We start from the raw sequence: 18,991 nt of genomic DNA, 5'->3' as shown, positions 1-18,991 counted from the left end.
TCAGGAGCTCGCCAAAAGCCTTATTCAATCACAGTTTCCGGAGTTTTCGAATTTGCAAATTAGAAAATTCCATCCTAATGGTTGGGATCATGCGACATTTCGGTTAGGGGATGAGATGGTGATGCGCTTACCAACTGCTGAGAGATATGCGGCTCAGGTTAATAAAGAACAACAATGGCTTCCCTTCTTGTCTGAGCATTTATCCATAACAATCCCACAACCGATTGCCTTAGGGCAGCCCTCTCAGTTATATCCTTGGTCTTGGTCAATTTATCGGTGGATTGAAGGATATAGCGTCAACACTTTAAACCTCAATGAACAAGAGTTAGAATCGCTTGCTATTCAATTGGCCCATTTTATAAATGAGTTGCATACAATCGATGTGAGATGCGCTCCTAAGCCCGGAAGGCACAACTTTCTTCGGGGATCATCCCCCATTGTCTACCATGCTCAAATGCTGTCTACAATACAAGGACTCAAAGAGCATATTGAGATCGATATTGCGCGTGCTGTTTGGGAAAAAGCGATTCGATCACAATGGACAAAAGATCCCGTTTGGGTGCACGGAGATTTGAGCGCCGGTAACCTGCTCATTAAAAATCACCGATTAAATGCAGTGATAGATTTTGGTTGTATTGCGGTGGGGGATCCTTCCTGTGATTTAGCAATCGCATGGATGTTATTCAAAAACAGGAGTAGAGAAGTGTTTCAATCTCTGATTCAGGTTGATAAGCAGACTTGGGATCGAGCACGCGGTTGGGCTTTGTGGAAAGCATGCATCACTCTTCAAGCAATATCTAATCAAAACGCTGAATTTGAAAAATAATTAAAATTAGTGCATCAGATTCTTCTTCATCCAAAAAATAGTTTTGGATATTTTTAGGATACGGTATAGCTATGGAGATAGAAAAAAGTAGGGGGGCAGATGGCAGATGGAATTTCAAAGACATCTAGCGGAGATGCTAGTGGGGCATCATTCTTAGCATCTGAAGGAAAAACAGAGCATTCTGCTTTAGATACGGTATTTCGAAGGGTAATAGCTGAGCCCTCTTCTCTCGAAGCTAAAAGAGGACTTGAATCTCTTGCAAAAAGTTTAAGTGAAGACCATGTCATAGAATACACGGATCGTCTCACCGACGAAGAGCTCAATATTTTCTTATCTATAACAAAACCTATGACAGCCCCACTGATTAGAACTGTGGTGGATGGAGTTATTTTTGGAATAAAGCATCTATACATTGATGAGGGACCCGCTAATGCAATGGCGGAGCGTATCAAAAATGAATATGATAGAGGTAAGTATAGTAGTGGATGTGAAAGCCCCATTGCCCTAAAAAGAGCGATTCTTAAAGATCTGAAGGAAATTTGCCCGGATAAACATTTAGATATTCGATACGTTTCTAAATTAGATGATACATATAGTTTGTTTTCAAGACTTGAGATGCCTAGTTCGGAAAAATTGCAAGAAATAGATGAAGAATATATTGAGTATCACCGAGAGGGAAATTGGGGTATCTCAAACGTGCGGATTTTTGATGAAAATAATGTAGGTTATATCAAGTTTGATAAATTCCCTCCTGCTCATTTTGAAGAAATGAAAGGAGCCATTGATGCGGCCATGCGGACTGTTGCAGGTACAAAAGCGCTTATTATTGACCTGAGAGATCACGAAGGAGGCGATCCTAAAACAGTTGCTCTTGTGGCAAGTTATTTATTTGATAAACCTCTTCCTGATCATTTATGTAAATTTTATGAAAGATATTCTGGTAGAGAAAGTGTTACAGATATAAATCCAATAGAGCATCCTACTCGATTTGGAGGGAGTAAACCTATTATTTGCATAACCAGTGAAAAAACATTCTCTGCAGGAGAAGAGTTGACCTATGATCTACAAGCTTTAGGAAGAGCAACGATTATCGGAGAAAAAACAAAAGGAGGAGCAAATCCTACAAGGCCTTTTCTGATAGAAGGCACTCAATTTGAAGTAATGATTCCACATATAAGAGCAATCAGTCCTTATACGAGCACAAATTGGGAAGGTGTAGGAGTCGAACCGGATATTATTGCTCCATATGAAGATTCGCTCAATATTGCAAAAAAAAAGGCAATTGAACTTAGCTCGACTTTGTAACTTTTTAGGGCATGAAGGCCTCGGGATATTGCTACAGTTGTTATCGTTATTCGCGCCAGGGTAATTTCATTTCTTCACCACTCATATTGTGAATCTTAGACTCAACGCCTAAAACTAAGATTTGATCAGTAGGTTCATCACCAATAGTGAGGATAAAGAAATTTGTTGTATAAATTTGAGTGTGACTGAGGAGATCCGATCCGTTTGTGAATATCCGAAAAATCCAAGACCAATCTTTTTGGCTTCTTCCATTGATATTTTGACATGTGAATGACGAGCGGTATATTTGCATTTTTAATCGAAGAAGAGGGAACACCTAAAGCAGGTACAATTTGATGATAAGATAGGGTATTGATATCTATATCTGTGCGACATAAATATGAAAGGTTTTTTCTTTTGTTTGTTTCATTACTTGTGCAGAAATTCCATTTCATACAAGATAAAATTTTAATGATATTATCGCGGAGAGTTGACGTATGTCTTTTGCTAAAATTCAGGGGATTCTAAAAGATCAAGCAGAACCATTATTAAGCCATACCTGTAAAACCATTGATAAATCGCGTCTTCATGTTCCGGGTCCTGATTTTATTGAAAGAGTTTATTATCATTCAGATCGCAATATCCGTGTTCTCAGAGCCCTTAAAGATCTCTACAGTCATGGGCGTTTAGCGAATACGGGCTATCTCTCCATTCTGCCTGTCGATCAAGGCATTGAGCATTCAGCCGGTGCTTCTTTTGCTCCTAATCCCGATTATTTTGACCCCGAAAATATTATCAAGCTCGCCATTGAGGGGGGGTGTAATGCCGTTGCAACCACTCTTGGAGTGCTTGGGTCTGTGGCTCGCAAATATGCTCATAAGATCCCTTTTGTACTCAAAATTAATCACAATGAACTTTTGAGCTATCCGGAAATTTATGATCAAACGCTTTTTGCTTCTGTAGAGCAAGCTTATAACATGGGTTGCCGCGCCGTTGGTGCAACGATCTATTTTGGCTCTGAAAACTCACGTCGACAAATTATCGAAGTCTCTAGAGCCTTTGAACATGCCCATAGTCTGGGAATGGCAACTATTTTATGGTGCTATTTGAGAAATGCGCATTTTAAAACGGCAGAAACGGATTTCCATACGGCAGCGGATTTAACGGGACAAGCAAATCACCTCGGTGTGACGATAGAGGCAGATATTATTAAGCAAAAACTCCCCACAAACAATGGCGGATTTAAAATGCTTAAATTCGGTAAGAAAAATGAAAAAATGTACACCGAGCTCTCTTCTGATCACCCCATTGATCTCACGCGTTATCAAGTTGCTAACTGTTACATGGGTCGAATGGGATTAATTAACTCAGGTGGACCTTCAGGAAAAAATGATCTCCAAGACGCTGTCATGACTGCTGTTATCAATAAAAGAGCCGGGGGATGCGGACTCATTTCAGGCCGAAAAGCCTTTCAGCGCCCTATGAACGAAGGTGTTGAACTTCTCAATGCAATACAAGATGTTTACCTTGCTAAAGAGATCTCTTTAGCATAATACTAGGTTCTATTCGGGTTCACCTAGTGAAATAGGTAGGTTGAATAGAACGGTCTCTTGGGGGTCTTGATGTTTCAGCTCAATTTTCTCCGACTCCTTTTTGCCAATTTGCCGCTCCCAAGGATAGGGGCGTTTAGGCGGGGGAACCCGCGATTGGTCATTCATGATCTGATTCAGTGTCTGTGTCAGTCCGCCAAAAATAGTGTTTGAAGGGATTTTAGTTCCAATCAAAAGGGCGATTTTAGCTGTGGCAACACCTGTTTTGAGTTTGACATTTCCAAAAGGGCCCTCAAGAGGGATTTGTAGAACATAACTTGCAGGGAGCTTATTAATCCCAAGCGTTTCTTTTAAACTTTGCGCAGTGAGACCTACGATAAGATTCACTTGTTGACGTATCATGTCGACAGTTCCCCAGATACAAATATGGTATCTCTTATCGAGTAAAATTTCAGTACGCTCGATAGATAAAACGCCTTGATTCATTCGCATATAGAGGGGCGCAAACCACATTTGGAGAGAGTTAGGGGAATCTACTTTGAAGATGCCATTCACAAGTCCTACCGTTCCCGTATTAATTGCAACAATTTGACCCGGATCTAAGATCATGCGTGGAATTTGAGTCTGATATAGGAGATTCTCTGATAGGGGAAGGATAAAACCCTTATCTGAAATATCTAGTGTAATAGGCAATCGAGATTTAATGACGGTAAAACCGAGGCTTTCAAAAAGTAGAGCACTGAGTTTTGGCGTGAGTTTGAGAGAGCCGTGAATGGGGTCAGTGAGAACAAACGTTTGATTGGCGATCAGGCCATTGATATTTAAAAGACTATCGGTTGAATCAATGTCAATAGCGAGTCGTTTCATCGCCTCCTTCATATCAATATCGACATTGGCATTGAGAGACTCACCAAGTAGGCTCGAGATAGGGAATGCAAGAAAAGGCTGAGTCATGGCATCAATGATCACGGTTGGAAGTTGCTCTACATTAAAATGGGTATTGATATGCATGCCAAGAAGAAGTTTAGAAAGGGGTAAGTGGAGATCAATATGGTTCATTTCAATAGAACCGTCAATCTGAGATCGCATTTGATAGGATGCTATCGAGCCGGAAAGGCGGCCAAAAATCGATTCATTTTTCTTTTTCTTGAAGTCACATTTTAGAGTTTCAATTTCAGCTTGAGCCTCATGATTAGCTACTTTAAAGTGGTCAATAGATACATTTCCTTTAAGCTCAGCACTATTAAATTCTTGTCCGGGATCAATAGAGAACTTATTGACTTGAAGACCAATCTGAGCAGGTGCTTGTAATTGAAAAAGAGAGGGGCGTTGATAGCGAGCATTGCTTAAAGCTAAATAGGCCTCCGGAGAGAGCGACCAGTTCAAATCAATAGGTGCGGTTAAAGCAGAGAGGTTTCCTTCAGAATTGAAAGAGGCCGCCCCTTTGAAGGATAAATATTGAGAGGTAAGATCAAAGCGTAGGGAGCGCAAATGAGAGTCAATTTCACAATAAGTTGTTGCATTCAACGTTGGTCCGATGAGCTTAGAGAGGGGGGCATTGAGTTGAAACCACGGAGAAAATAAATCAGACGGGATTTTATCTCCTTTAAGATCGACGGCCATGAGATGGTTCAAAAGAGAATACTTGCCGATAAAAGAGAGGGCCCCCTCCTTTTTAACTTTCATCTGCCCGATGGCTTCAAGCATTTGAGTTTTGGTTTGGTATTTGATTTGAGAATCAATATTTTGAAAATCAAAATCTTGGCGCGAGTTAGATAAGGCAATCGTAAAATCTTCAGAAAAAATATTGGCATCCAACCGGTCCAAAGAAGAGTTTTTCTCTAAAATAAATGAAATGGAGGTTTCTTTTTTAAGATCGATGGGGAAGGGGAATTGCTGCATGAGGAGTTTAAAAACTTGTGGCGTCATTTTATAATCAATAAACCCATCTTTAGAGAGATGGATCGCTTGTGATGAAAAATGAACGTCTCCTAAAAAATGACCCGATAAAAGATGGCTCGATAATACAAGATCGCTTGCAATCAGTGAGGCTTGCTTTTTGTCTAAAATAAAATGGGATTGAAAATTGGCTTTGCAACTATTTCCAAGTAGAGAGGGGCGATCAATATCAGCCATAGATAACTCCATATGAATCATAGGAGCCGTTTGATTAGCAATGCGGCAATGCAGTTGGTTGATGATTCGATTGATTTGAGTGAAGGGCTCTCGAATATTTAGGCGATTCGAATCAATATCAAATTGTACTTTAGGAGAAGAAAAGAGTTCTTGAAAGACTCCGTTTAAAGAGAGTTTACCGCCTAGATTAGGGGAGGAAAAGTCAAGAGAGCCGACTAAAGAGAGATCATTTTCCAATCCTGAAGAAGTGAATGTAAAAGCGCCTCGATCGATAAGGATATCGCGCCAATTTAATTGGGACAACGTCGTATTCATTTTAAAGCGCATTTTTTTCCACGATAATAGAGAGGGGAGATAGAGCTCTTCGACCGATGTCGATAAGGAAAAAGGGTGTTTGATTTTAATGCCGAAGAGTTCAACAAAAGAAGGGCTAACTGTCCAATCAAAAATAAGCGGTGGAGAGTGATTAGGTGTATGGAGACTTAAGTTGAGAAACTTTGAATGAATGTCGGCTTCAAGATGATCCCGCGTCGAATCGAGGTCTATTTTCATATTCATGGTCGATCCAATTGACTCCGTCAGTATCGGATCGGTATATAAACCGAGGAAGTGAGCCAGTTCATCTAAGCCTTGTAATGGCAAATCACTCACTTGCGTCTTCATTTTAAATTGGGGAAGGGAGGGGTGATCGACAAACATTGCGCTCAAGGCCACGTTGCCTTTGAGCTCGTGATAAGCAGTTTCACAAGAGAGATCGCACATCGCCGATTTTTGTTTACGATCAAGAGAGAGGTTTAGATCAATAGCATTGATTTGCAGGGTTGTTTTATGATTAGAAACAAGACTGAGTAGACCGTTTTGAATAGATAAATGTTGAATGAGAGCTAGCGGTTGATAAGAGGCAGGGTGCGTTGGCTTGTTCATCAGTTGAAGAAATCTAGCCTTCGGCTCTTCAATTGATAAATGATTAAAGGCAAATCCATTCCAAATGAATTGCCATAGCGTATTGTTGATTTCAATGGATCGAATGCTTAAATCCATTTCAGAAGATGCAACTGTGAGGTTTTTAACTTTCTGTGGTTTAAACCATCCCAGTTGAAGAGAATCTATTTTAATCGTTGAATGTGTAGAGACAGATAAAAGGGAGGAGAGTTGATCTTTCCCCCATTCGCTTGATAAAATGGTGGGCAAAAAACATAGGAGGATAAGGATTAAAAAGCATAAAGCAAAAAACGTTTTGACGAGCCACTTAATGATGAACATGGGATGTTGTATCCTTCTTTTTTAAGGCGCGATCGTAAGAGAGGATCGCAATGATTGTTTTCGCATCGACAATACGCCCTTCTGCAATCATTTGAAGGGCTTCATTAATGGAGCAGCTGAAGAGATCGATTTCATGGGAATCTTCACCTGTCAGGGGATCGGGGTAGAGATTTTGTGCGGTAAATAAATAGAGTTTTTCATCTGTAAAGCCCGGCGTTGTGTAAATGTCGAGGAAGCGTTCGATATGGTGGGCATTCATTCCCGTTTCTTCTCTTAATTCTCTGAGAGCACAGATTGAGGGGTCTTCGTGGTGTTCAATCACCCCTGCCGGGATTTCAAGGAGGATTTCCTTCACGGCATGACGGTATTGCACGACAAAAAGAAGATCGCCGTTATCCATGATGGGAAGAATAGCTGAAGCGCCGGGGTGAGAGACAATATGATATAATTTTTGTTGCCCATTTTTAAAATTAATTTTCTCTTCTCGGATTTTAAGTCTTGGGCTTTCAACAATTTCCGTTACTTCGATCTCTGCATCTTCATAAGATTTTTGTATTTGTTTTGATTTCATGCTACCTTAGGGTGATCCTAAAAAATATAGGCCTTTTTATGAATATAACTGAATTTAAATTATATCATAATCAACTCTTTATCAACGGAAATTGGGTTTCAACCCATAAAAAAATTGATGTGCTCAATCCTTACGACTATCAGGTGATCGGGCAAGCTCCTCATGCGAGTCGAGAGCAAGTGATAGCTGCGGTTGATGTAGCAGATCAAGCCTTTAATCGATACCGATTTAGCACGCCTCAAGAAAGACGCTCCCTCCTTATGCGCCTTTCGCAGCTGATTCGAGAATATCGCGATGAGCTCGCTCGCATGATGACTCTTGAGATGGGAAAACCCCTCGCTGATGCTCTTGGAGAAATTGAATATGCCTGTTCCTTTTTGGATTGGTTTGCTGAAGAGGCTGCGCGCATTTACGGCGACATCATTCAATCAGACCAAGTCAATCAAAAACTTCTTGTTTCTAAACAGCCTGTTGGCGTTGTTGGCGCCATCACTCCATGGAATTTTCCTCTAGCTATGGTGACGCGCAAGATCGCGCCGGCACTTGCTGTGGGATGTACTGTTGTATTAAAGGCCTCAGAAGAGACGCCGTTTGTCGCCTATGCCCTAGCCGATTTAATTCAGAGGGCAGGATATCCCGATGGTGTTATCAATATCATCACAGGAGATCCTTGTGAAATCGGGGAAATTCTGTGTAGTGATGCGCGGGTGCGCAAAATTTCGTTTACGGGATCAACACGCGTGGGACAACTGCTCTTTCAACAAGCGGCGCCTCAGATTAAAAGGCTATCACTAGAGCTGGGAGGCAATGCTCCATTTATCGTGTTTGAGTCGGCAAATATCGATGCTGCGGTTGAAGGGGCACTGTATTTGAAATTGCGCAACTCAAGCCAGTCGTGTATTTGCGGGAATCGCTTCTTAATTCAAGATTCAATTTACGATGCTTTCGTCGACCGTTTCCAAGCCAAATATCAGCGATTAAAAGTGGGTAATGGGTTTGAAGACGTTGATATGGGACCTGTCATCAATAAAACGGCAAAAGATAGAATATTAAATCTTATCCATAGCGCCCAAAATGAGGGTGCGGATTTGATGTGCGGTGGGGATGCTTTTTATAATAGTTGCATTGCTCCAACGATCTTATCGGGAGTCACGCAACAAATGAAAATTGCCAATGAAGAAATTTTTGGCCCTGTTGTGACTCTAATGCGCTTTAAAGATGAACAAGAGGCTCTTGAGATCGCTAATGCAACACAATATGGGCTTGCCTCTTATTTTTACAGCCAAGACTTCTCTCAAATGATGCGCGTCAACGATCGATTGATGTTTGGCATGGTGGGAATCAACGAGACAAAAATCTCAAAAGCACAGGCACCCTTTGGGGGAATCAAAGCATCGGGGCAAGGGCGCGAGGGTTCACTATATGGAATGAGTGATTACCTCAATATAAAATATACCTGCTTAACTTTTGATTCCTATTCAACGGTCACTGATTTGGCAAGGTTGCGTGGCTGATCGATTTCACAGCCTCTTTCTCTTGCAATATAGTAAGCAAAGAGTTGAGTGGCAACTGAATAGGGAATACATGCCAGCTCATCGCAAATATCATCGGGCATCCAAATAATGTCATGGGTAATCGATTCGATTTGTTCAAAGCTTTCAGGAGCAAAAAGGAGGATTGGGGCACCTCGAGATTTGGCTTCAAGCATGTTAGAGAACATTTTATCTTTCGTCTGTTTATTACCGCACATTCCGATGACGGCAAGATTAGGTGAAAGCAGAGCGATAGGGCCATGTTTCATTTCACCGGCGGGATATCCCGTTGCATTCACGTAGCTAATTTCTTTCAGTTTGAGAGCCGCTTCTAAACTTGATGGGAACATATAGCGGCGTCCTAAAAAGAAAAAATGATCAAAAGAGGCATATTTTTTGGCATAGGACTCAATGATTGAAGCTTTTTGAAGTACTTTCTCAATCAATGAAGGGACTTTTTTCAGCTGCTGAATAAAATCTTGCCCTTGTTTTTTTTCCATGTGGCGAAGGCGCGCGAGATATAGGGTAATAAGCGATAAAAGAGCGAGTTGAGAGGTAAAGGCCTTAGTTGAGCAGACGCTAATTTCAGGGCCGGCACGTAAATAGATACAGCTATCAGCTTCGCGCGATAGGGTAGAGTGTTTAACATTGCAAATGCCAAGAACTTTTGCCCCTTTTGCTTTAACTTCTCTTACGGCGGCGAGGGTGTCGGCTGTTTCTCCCGATTGACTAATGGCAATCACGAGTGTATTTTCAGAGACAATGGGATTGGTATAGCGGAACTCGGATGCAATTTCCGCTTGAGTGGGGATACGCGCTATATTTTCAATCATTGAAGCGGCGATGTATCCTGCATGCCATGAAGTCCCACATCCTAAAATCAAAATGTGATGGGCCGATTGAAAGATTTGAGGTGAAATGGAAAGGTTTTGAAATTGTGCCGTTCCGAACTCTTCAGAGTAGCGGTTTTCAATCGTTTTAATAATCGTTTCGGGCTGCTCATAAATTTCTTTGAGCATATAGTGTTCAAACCCATTTTTTGTAATTGTTTGCACTTCAGCTCCAAGTGGTTCAAATTGAACATCGATCAAGATGCCTTTTTTATTATAAACGGCAATTGAGCCGCGGGTGATTGTGGCAATCTGATCATCTTTTAAAAAAAAGATGTCAAGGGATCGTCCTAGGAAGGCATTGGTGTCTGATGAGAGGTAAGTAGAGTGGTTTTGAGGATCGATTCCAATGACAAGGGGGCAGTCGCGCGCTGTAGCTACAATTAGATTGGGTTGATTTTTGTGAATAATGGCAAGAGCAAAGGATCCTGTGAGTTCTTTTATCGCCTTTTCAGTGGCACTTTTTAAATCGCCATTGTAGTAATGAGAAATCAATTTTGCGATGACTTCGCTATCGGTATCTGAGTAAAATTGAATTCCCTCATTGGTCAGACGTTCTTTGAGTTCAAAGAAGTTCTCAATAATGCCATTATGAACGACAGCCAGTTGAGAGTCTTCGTCAAAGTGGGGATGGGCATTTGCATTTGTCAAGCCGCCATGTGTAGCCCATCTTGTGTGAGCAATAGCGAGCTCGAGCTCTAGGTGTGATTTTTCTACAGCTTCGGCAAGCATGTTAATCTTTCCGACAGATTTGCAGGCTTGGATGCGATCTTCTAAAATCCCCGCAATGCCGGCAGAATCATAACCGCGGTATTCGAGTTGTTTAAGGCCCATAATACACGTTTTAACAACATCGCTTTTAAGCGTTTTCGTAGCGGGAATAAATCCAAAAATACCACACATATTTCACCCTATAATCATCTACCGTTGTTATCTTATGTTAGCAATGAGATATTATCCACTATATTGATCGTTTTTCACATGCAATGGCGAGAAACATTGGAAATTCTTTACGGCATCGGTTTTCCGCTTTCGCTCGCGCTCCAACAGATGTTTTTTCGCTACACCACTCTTTGATTTCATCGATCCAAAAACCGCTTTTCTTTAACATATGACTCAGTGCAGATAGACTATGGTGATAGGAGTATGTTAATGAGGATTTTTCTTTTTGCCCCGGGTTCATTTGGATGGGGATTTCCATAGGGCTCATATATTGATCCACTCTTCTGTACTGAAGCTTTTTGGGTTCATCATACCCCCATGAGGATTGACGCGGGATACGAAAACAAGGGTGGTTGAGGACAATGACAAGGCGGCCATGATCTTGAAGATGCTTGGCAATCTGCGATAAAACCTTTTCAGGCTCTTTCATGTTTTGTAGAGCGAGTAGGATCACCGCATGAGAAAATGTTGTCTCAAAAGGGAAAGGATGTGTTGCATCGTGTAAGAGAAAAGAGTGTGAAGAGTTGGGTTTTCGCGCTTTTGCCATTTGGATCAGTTTTTTTGAACTATCCATTCCGAAATAAGCGACGTCTTTTGGGATCGATCGGCTCATAATTCCTTGCCCACATCCCACATCGAGAAGAGAGTGTTTTTTATTGGCATCAAGGGCTAACAAGGGGATAAGTTGCGGTAAAATAATTTCACTGTGAAAATAATTGCCTTCTCGGTCGATATATTGATCGTACCATTTTGCAACAGATTCCCATGATGTGGTTTTTTTATTCATAAATAACTTTTCTCTCGCTATGGTGTGGTTGAAGTGTAAATCCAATAAAGGGGTATCCCTATTATGACATATGAGCATCTTGATCGCAAAGTCAAAAGCTGTATGACGCCGCTCAAAACGGTTGTGTTAGAGCATCAAACGATTGACGAGGCGATCGCCGTGTTGAGAAATAAGGATATTTATGAAAAAGTGCTTTATTTCTATGTCATTGATGAAGAAGGACGGCTCAAAGGGCTTGTTTCAACTCGTAACCTTCTTCTTAAAAAATCCAATACAAAAATTGCCGATATTACTGAGCCCCATGTCATTGCACTCAATGAGAATCAGACGGTTCATGAGGCCATGGAAGTAATGGAAACGCAGCGCTTACTCGCGCTTCCCGTGGTTGATGAACACAATCGTCTTGTGGGCAGTATTGATGTGGGTGTATATATCGAAGAATCTGTCGATGTCGCCCATGCAAAAAAACGGCTGCAAATTTTTCAAATGTTAGGGGTGATTATTGAAGAAGGGCGTCCTTTTTCCACCCTTTATACTTATCGCAATCGCATGCCATGGATTTTATGCACGATTATTGGGGGGCTCTCTTGTGCGGCAATCTCTAGGATTTTTGAGAATATCCTCCAGCAGATTATTATCCTTGCGATGTTCATTCCGCTTGTTTTATCGCTTTCGGAATCAATTTCAATGCAATCGATGACTCAAAGCCTCAATCAAACCAATTTGAAATTCAATCTCAAGGGTCTTCTTAAGCAGTGCAAATTATACGTCTTGCTCTCTGTTACCTGCTCCGTTATTGTCGGCTCACTTTCCATTTTTTGGGGCGATGGATACGAACCTGCGATTATTATTTCCGGAGGGATCCTGATTTCAATTGTAATCAGTGCTTTGATTGGGGCGGCAATTCCCTTTGCGCTTCATCGGCTCAAACTCGATCCTAAAGTAGCAGCAGGTCCCGTCGTATTAATGTTGGCCGATGTCGTCACGACCACCATTTATTTCCTCATCGCCTCATTCATCATCCATGCCGAACATGTCTAAGGCGCCTTTGAAGGATTGAGATTCCAAGAGGGCTTTTTGAATTTTAAAATGATAAAGGGAATGGTGCAGAAGATGCAAATTCCTATAAGAAGAAACGACTCATAAAAAAGGGCCTTGCCAAAGTTAAGTTCTTCGGGCGGAAAAAATCCCGTCAAAAAAACGCCAATCGCGCCTAAAAGTCCAAGTCCTCCTACAAACCACATTCCAAAATTACCGAAGGGGATTTTGAAAGCCCTTTGAATATGCGGTTTTTTATAGCGTAGAACAATGGCTGATATAAACATCAGTGCGTACATAATCAGGTAGAGCTGAGATGAGAGGGCGACAAGAACCCAAACAGAGGCGCTAACACTTGGGAAAATAAAGAAAGCTAAAGCAAGAATCGATACGACAACTGCCTGCCCAACGAGCATCACAATCGGCATGCCAAATTTATTTTCTTTATGGAAAACGGGAGGAAAATCCCCATTTTCAGCTGCTGCGAGAAGCCCTCGTGAGGGACCGGCTATCCATGTGCTCAGAGTTGCAAGAGCCCCAATCATAATCATGAATGCAAGGATCGGAATAAAGAAAGGTAGGTTGTACTGAGTAAAGACATAATAGATTGTTGCAATGCTGCCGGCAGTTAAACTGATTTCAGATTTTGGGATAATAAATGCAATCGCAAGTGATCCCAAAATAGAGAGCACTACAATGATAAGGGCAGACAAGAAAATGGCTTTGGGATAGTTGCGTTGAGGATTAATCACGTCATTAGCATGAACGGCAGGCATTTCCATTCCGGCAAAGCTGAGGATCACGCCTGTGAGCAGTGTAAATTGGTGAAGAGAATTAATTTTAGGGAAAGCGTGACTCCAGCTCATTTCAATTTGAATGGGATTAGGCGTTGTCAGCCACCAGAATCCGAGAAAAATAATGAGTACTCCCGGAACTAGAGTACCAATAATGGCTCCAACCGAACTAATCCATCCTGATAATTTCATCCCCCTTAAATTGATGAGGGTGAACATCCAAAAGGAGACGATGATAACACTAAATGTAAATACCGGATTTTGAGCTAGAGCAGGCATAAAGACAAAGGCCAGTGTTCCGGCAACAAACGATAGAAGAAGGGGGTAATAGACGACATTTTCTACCCAAAGAAGCCAAACGGCTAAAAATCCCCATCGATGTCCAAGAGCTTCTCTTACCCATACAAAAATCCCTCCCTTATGAGGCCATCCGGTTGCGAGCTCTGCTGCGATGAATGAGACGGGGAGTAGAAAGATAATTGCCGCAAGCAAAATGTAGAAAATAGCTGAAAAACCAAATTCAGCAGTCAAAGGCCAGTTTCGGATGCTTAAAATCGTCGCGATGTTAATCATTGTCAGTAGGAAGACATTCAAACTTTTATTCTTTTTCATTGGGGCTATTCTCCGATCAATCCAAATATTGCAGTCTATTTTAAATGAGATTTTTATTTTTTCCCACCCCTATCTTTTTATATGGCTCGTGATTTAACTCGACTTTGCAACTTTTTGGGCCCGCCTGCCCCGTCTATTTGCGCATCATGCGCTCGACCGTAGGTCGAGCTAGGAGATTATTAAAACCGGGAAGGGGTAAAAAACCCCTTCCCGGTTTTAATAACTCCCCCGAAAACAAATATCTCGAGGCCTTTGGGTCCAAAAAGTTGCAAAGTCGAGTTTAAGAATTCAGAGCTTATCGAAGTTGCATTTCAAACTCATGAAGTATTGCTTGATGTTGGAGGAGTTTAATGGATCGTGGGTTGCTGTGAGTATATGAATAGCCGGCGTGGTGGATGGCATGGGCCAATTTCAGATTAGCCAATGAGATGGCAAGCTCAAAAGGGTCATAGCCCGGCGGTATCGATGATCTCATTGAGAATGAGCTTTTCTGACTTTGAAGGTTTTTTTATCATTTCTTTTCCTTGCTAGTTAAATATGCCTATAACAGCATAGGTCTATCGTTTTTATATACCTAATAAGGCATATATTTGCAATAAATCCATGCCTTTAATGCTATAAAATATTTATGAGATGTGATTGCCAATCTTGTAAAATTAACCAAAAAAATACGAGGTCCTTGGCTCTTGTTTATACTGGGGGGATTCAAGAGTTGGGATTTTTAGAAGCCGGCGATGCGCGCTGGTCGATCGGGCCGAAGGCCCTTCTACCTGAAAGGGAGCGCTATTGACAATAGGCAGAGGTGAGGTAAAAGGGCCAAGCGGGGATGCCGGCGACAAAAAAAACAACTCTTGAGTCACAAGCAGTATAAGTGAAAAGGGCAAACATTTTGTTATTTCTTGATTATTGGGATTCAGATCATTTACAATAATGCTTTTATAACTTTTGTGTGAAGATGAAAAGAGAGCAGTGGAAATCAAAAATCGGATTTATGTGGGCGGCAATTGGTTCTGCTGTGGGTCTTGGAAGCATCTGGCGTTTCCCTTATATTGTAGGTGATTCGGGAGGGGGTGCTTTTGTTCTTATTTTTTGCGTCTGCTTAATTCTCGTATCAATCCCCGTTTTTTTAACCGAAGTGGCGATAGGGCGCCGGACTCAGACAAGCCCGTCAGGTGCATTTGAGAAGCTTGGTCAATCCAAGTGGTGGGGGATGAGCGGCAAAATGACAATTTTGACAGGATTTGTCGTCAGCTCATTTTATAGCGTGATTGCAGGACTGACATTAGGTTATGTTGTTGAGGCTCTATTAGGTCATTTGACCCATTTTCACAACGCAGAGCAAACGATTAGCTTTTATTCGCATTTGATTATGTCTCCTTGGTGGATTAGCGGATGGCATTTTGGGTTTATGCTCCTCAGTAGTTTGATCTTATATCTTGGAGTTCAAAAAGGCATTGAATCGTGGAATAAGGTATTAATGCCTCTTCTCATGTGTATCTTGCTTGTTTTAGTTATTAAAGGATTAACGCTGCCGGGAGCTGAAAAAGCGCTTCATTTTTTATTCAATCCCAATCTTGCGGCTATTACGCCGGATGTGGTTATTATGGCACTTGGCCAAGCCTTTTTTGCATTGAGTTTGGGGCAAGGAACGATGGTCACTTATGGGAGTTATTTAACACGCAAAGAAAATATTCCTCATATCTGTCTCCCTATTGCCTCTTCTGTGATTATCGTTTCTCTTATGGCCGGAATCTCTATTTTTACCATTGTTTTTTCGGCGGGGATGCCGCCTGCTTCAGGTCCTGATTTAATGTTTAAAACGCTTCCCCTCATTTTTTCTCAGATGAAAGGGGGCTACTTTTTTGCACTGTTATTCTTCATGACGATTTTTTTAGCGGGATTAACCTCGCAAATTTCTGCAATGCAACCGGCGATTGCGTATCTTTGTGATGAAAAGAAGTTTTCTCGACATACTGCAGTTATTTTAGTCGCTCTTGGAGCCTTTTTGCTTGGAATTCCAAGTGCACTTTCTTTTGGGATATGGAAACACCATTCTTTTTTTGGAATGACTTTCTTTAATTTCATCTCATATGTCAGCGTTAATATTTTCGTTCCTCTTGGCGGACTCCTTGCCGTAACTCTTGCAGGATGGAAATGGGGGGTTAAACAGGCCCTTGATCATTTGCAAGTGGGAACGAATCACTTGTTTGATAGAGCACCGGTTTTAAAGGGGTTCCTTGAAATTAGTATCTGCTTTATTGCCCCGATAGTCATTATCATTATATTACTTAATCTCATCGGGATTATTTAACTCCGGTTTTAAGGTGCATCAGTACGCATGAGCAGGATTGGTCCCATGAGGGTATGATTTCCTCTAGCTTGCGAAAACCTGCTTTTTCATAAACATGAATCGCTTTCAGGTTATCTGTTTCCGGATCCATAAATACATCGGTTACATCGCCGAATTTCTGTAGTAGAAGTTCTTTGATCATTCGAGTCCCAAGCCCTTTCCCTAAATAGGAGGGGTTACCAATAAGCAGGTCAAGAGTGATGGCCTTTGAAGAAGGAGTAAGATATTTTGCATAGAGATGATCCTTCTCAAAATCAATATTTAAAGTCATCAGATAGCCAAATGGAATGGTTCCATCATAAGCGATCCAGAGCGTATGCTGCGGTTTTTCTCCCTTAACGAACTGTGAAATGGAGTTTAGCGTATTTCGCAGACCGGACCCATGCCAAAATTCGGCTACATAGTCCTGCTTAAGCCATTCCTTTAGCATTTCTTCTTGGTCTTTCTTTAAAATCTCAAAGTGCATAAAAATAGAATCCTTGTTCTTTTTGTAAATGATATACCAAAATGGAATATATACCGAAATGAGTTGAAGAATTGGAATTTTAGCTTTGGTGGCGCTTCGAATTTTTATCAGGCTTTAGCCGGCTTAGTTTTTTGATCCTATTGAAGATAGGTCAAAAAATTAAGGGTGAAAAGTCGAAGATGCCGGCGAAGATAAAACCTAATTCTTCAATTTATTTCGGTATACTATAATAATTCTTTAAGATTGTCTCATATAGCATAAATAAATAATATCGCTGCCTTACGATTTTAAAACAGAAATCTAAAAAGGTATGCATATGAAACGATTATTTGTCTTCTTAACGTTGATTGCAGGATTAGCGTTGCACGCAGAAGAAAAAAAAGAAGCTGTATCTAAACAAAGTAAACCTCTTCCGAAAGTACTCAAATATGATCTCACCTATTTTAGTTTGGGGACTGTAGGGATCGAAAATAATAAAATGTGGATTATCGCACCTCAACTGAGTTTTGGGAAACGCGTCGTTTATCATGAGTCCGGTGTTGATTTTTCAGCTGTAGCGGGTTATTCGTTATCTAAGCAAAAAGTTATTAGCTATGCTCTGCCAAAAATCATGTATATCCGTTATCTAGAGCCGGTGGAGAACAACAGCACCTATTATGGGATTGGAGGTAGCTGGGGAGGTATTCATAATCTTGAAACTCATAAACATTTCCATGGTATTTTGCTGAATGCAGCTGTTGGAATTGAGTTCAATCGCAAGACAAGATTTCCAAATATGATTCAGCTTGATCTTGCAATTCCCGCAATTTCTGCTTTTAAAGAGGGATCAACTCCGAGCCCTTCACTTTCTTTAAGCTATGCCTTAGGCTTTTAAGTGCTTAAATGATAAGCCGTACCGAATGGATACGGCTTTATCTCTATTCTACATTTCTCACGAATGCGAGTTGTTAGAAAAAAAACTTCCAATCCAAGATGAAAGGGATTCTTTTTTTTCTTTATCTTCAACTCTTGCAGGGCTTTCAGATCTCTTCTCCCCAACGGTCGAAGCGTCGAGATCAGATGCACGCTCAGGGGATCTGCATCTTATTCTAGGGGGTGGAGATGAAAAGCTTGCAGCAGCATCGATTCTTGGGGGGCTTTCAGCTCGCTTGCCTCCACTGCTATGATCTATTCCAACAAAAGAAGCCATTGTTTCAGGACGAATTCTCCTTTGACGCATTCTATGTGCGGGAAGTGGTGGAGATGAAAAGCTTGCAGCAGCATCAACTCTTGGAGGGCTTTCCGCCCGCTTGCCTCCGCCCACTGAAGTATCTAACCACTCCGGAGAATCGCGCTCTGTCCCTAAGGGGAGTGATAAAATTCTTGTAGGTACGCTTGCAGCAGCGGCATCCCCGACGCGTGGAGGGCTTTTAGCGCGCTTGCCCCCACCGCTATGATCTCTTTCAATAAGAGAAGCTAGCTCTTCAGGCCCCATTCTCTTTTGACGGCTAAATAGCGGGGAAAGTGGTCGTAGTGGATCTCCTGAGTCATCCCTCAATACAGTACTCAGTGGCTCTTGTGGGGATAATGAATGGTGTAATGCAGAAATAAGACCAGCTGCACCGCTCATTAATGAAGATTGATCTGAAGGGTTAGGTTCGTTATGAGGAAATCGGGGGGCAGAAGGTTGTTTTGGAGCAGCAGGGAGGGGTGGGAATTTTGCTCTGGCAGGACTTTTTTGAGTTTCAGAAGGGAGTAAGAGATTTAAAACGAGTTCTCTCACGACATACCCAATAGAGGAGACGCCTGCTAGAAATGCAACGCGGCCTTGAAGTGTATTATGGGTTTGACTGCTATAAAGTAGTAAGCTAAATCCAACTAAAGACATAAAGGATAAGGGAGCTATACGATCTCCTATGTCATACTCGTTAGGGTTTAATTGACCGGATGTTACTGGTGTCATACAATTAC

16 protein-coding genes are annotated in these 18,991 nt (G+C 41.5%); 7 read left to right on the top strand and 9 right to left on the bottom strand.

Annotated features, from left to right (window positions below; all coding sequences use genetic code 11):
• Positions 1 to 826: aminoglycoside phosphotransferase family protein (locus K9M07_03410; GenBank protein ID MCF7852272.1), on the top strand; the 826-nt coding region annotated here is incomplete at its 5' end.
• Positions 827 to 925: 99 nt separating this feature from the next.
• The gene (locus tag K9M07_03405; GenBank protein MCF7852271.1) at positions 926 to 2,131 is read left to right on the top strand and encodes a S41 family peptidase; all 1,206 of its coding nucleotides are present in this window, start codon (positions 926 to 928) and stop codon (positions 2,129 to 2,131) included.
• Positions 2,132 to 2,177: 46 nt separating this feature from the next.
• On the opposite strand, the gene K9M07_03400 is transcribed toward K9M07_03405, so the two are convergent.
• Positions 2,178 to 2,423 carry a hypothetical protein gene (locus tag K9M07_03400; GenBank protein ID MCF7852270.1) on the bottom strand — a complete coding sequence of 82 codons (246 nt, stop codon included), beginning with the start codon at positions 2,421 to 2,423 and terminating at the stop codon, positions 2,178 to 2,180.
• A 184-nt stretch (positions 2,424 to 2,607) separates the two neighbouring features.
• On the opposite strand from K9M07_03400, the gene K9M07_03395 reads away from it, so the two are divergent.
• Positions 2,608 to 3,663, top strand: a complete 1,056-nt coding sequence (locus tag K9M07_03395) for a class I fructose-bisphosphate aldolase (protein MCF7852269.1) — start codon at positions 2,608 to 2,610, stop codon at positions 3,661 to 3,663.
• Positions 3,664 to 3,672: 9 nt separating this feature from the next.
• On the opposite strand, the gene K9M07_03390 is transcribed toward K9M07_03395, so the two are convergent.
• Both K9M07_03390 and K9M07_03385 read right to left on the bottom strand, forming a co-directional pair.
• The gene (locus K9M07_03390; protein MCF7852268.1) at positions 3,673 to 7,059 is read right to left on the bottom strand and encodes a hypothetical protein; all 3,387 of its coding nucleotides are present in this window, start codon (positions 7,057 to 7,059) and stop codon (positions 3,673 to 3,675) included.
• Positions 7,046 to 7,630, bottom strand: a complete 585-nt coding sequence (locus K9M07_03385) for an NUDIX hydrolase (protein MCF7852267.1) — start codon at positions 7,628 to 7,630, stop codon at positions 7,046 to 7,048. The genes K9M07_03390 and K9M07_03385 overlap by 14 nt, the downstream gene beginning before the upstream one ends.
• 38 nt (positions 7,631 to 7,668) lie before the next feature.
• Here K9M07_03385 and K9M07_03380 point away from each other — a divergent pair, with 38 nt between their 5' ends.
• On the top strand, positions 7,669 to 9,144 hold the full coding sequence (locus K9M07_03380) for an NAD-dependent succinate-semialdehyde dehydrogenase (protein MCF7852266.1): 1,476 nt from the start codon (positions 7,669 to 7,671) through the stop codon (positions 9,142 to 9,144).
• On the opposite strand, the gene glmS is transcribed toward K9M07_03380, so the two are convergent.
• Both glmS and K9M07_03370 read right to left on the bottom strand, forming a co-directional pair.
• Positions 9,105 to 10,955, bottom strand: coding sequence for a glutamine--fructose-6-phosphate transaminase (isomerizing) (gene glmS / locus K9M07_03375; protein ID MCF7852265.1), 1,851 nt, complete (start codon positions 10,953 to 10,955; stop codon positions 9,105 to 9,107). The two genes, K9M07_03380 and glmS, sit on opposite strands and share 40 nt — an antisense overlap.
• A gap of 58 nt (positions 10,956 to 11,013) precedes the next feature.
• Positions 11,014 to 11,781, bottom strand: coding sequence for a class I SAM-dependent methyltransferase (locus K9M07_03370; GenBank protein ID MCF7852264.1), 768 nt, complete (start codon positions 11,779 to 11,781; stop codon positions 11,014 to 11,016).
• A gap of 63 nt (positions 11,782 to 11,844) precedes the next feature.
• Here K9M07_03370 and K9M07_03365 point away from each other — a divergent pair, with 63 nt between their 5' ends.
• Positions 11,845 to 12,822: a magnesium transporter gene (locus K9M07_03365; protein MCF7852263.1), complete on the top strand. Its 978-nt coding sequence runs from the start codon at positions 11,845 to 11,847 to the stop codon at positions 12,820 to 12,822.
• Here K9M07_03365 and K9M07_03360 read toward each other — a convergent pair.
• On the bottom strand, positions 12,819 to 14,225 hold the full coding sequence (locus K9M07_03360; protein MCF7852262.1) for an APC family permease: 1,407 nt from the start codon (positions 14,223 to 14,225) through the stop codon (positions 12,819 to 12,821). The two genes, K9M07_03365 and K9M07_03360, sit on opposite strands and share 4 nt — an antisense overlap.
• Before the next feature lie 295 nt (positions 14,226 to 14,520).
• Entirely contained in the window at positions 14,521 to 14,700 is a 180-nt protein-coding gene (locus tag K9M07_03355) for a hypothetical protein (protein ID MCF7852261.1), read from the bottom strand.
• Between the two features lie 480 nt (positions 14,701 to 15,180).
• On the opposite strand from K9M07_03355, the gene K9M07_03350 reads away from it, so the two are divergent.
• A complete protein-coding gene (locus tag K9M07_03350; GenBank protein ID MCF7852260.1) occupies positions 15,181 to 16,536 on the top strand; it encodes a sodium-dependent transporter in 1,356 nt (451 codons plus the stop codon).
• Here the strand turns inward: K9M07_03350 and K9M07_03345 are convergent.
• Positions 16,529 to 17,041: an acetyltransferase gene (locus tag K9M07_03345; GenBank protein ID MCF7852259.1), complete on the bottom strand. Its 513-nt coding sequence runs from the start codon at positions 17,039 to 17,041 to the stop codon at positions 16,529 to 16,531. The genes K9M07_03350 and K9M07_03345 overlap by 8 nt on opposite strands.
• 316 nt (positions 17,042 to 17,357) lie before the next feature.
• Here K9M07_03345 and K9M07_03340 point away from each other — a divergent pair, with 316 nt between their 5' ends.
• The gene (locus K9M07_03340) at positions 17,358 to 17,915 is read left to right on the top strand and encodes a hypothetical protein (GenBank protein ID MCF7852258.1); all 558 of its coding nucleotides are present in this window, start codon (positions 17,358 to 17,360) and stop codon (positions 17,913 to 17,915) included.
• A 57-nt stretch (positions 17,916 to 17,972) separates the two neighbouring features.
• On the opposite strand, the gene K9M07_03335 is transcribed toward K9M07_03340, so the two are convergent.
• Complete coding sequence (locus tag K9M07_03335) at positions 17,973 to 18,983, bottom strand: hypothetical protein (protein MCF7852257.1); 1,011 nt, start codon at positions 18,981 to 18,983, stop codon at positions 17,973 to 17,975.
• Positions 18,984 to 18,991: the final 8 nt, after the last annotated feature.

The organism is Simkaniaceae bacterium (genome assembly GCA_021734805.1).
In the GTDB taxonomy this organism is placed as follows: Bacteria; Chlamydiota; Chlamydiia; order Chlamydiales; family JACRBE01; genus Amphritriteisimkania.
This window is presented reverse-complemented; position numbering and strand designations above follow the sequence as displayed.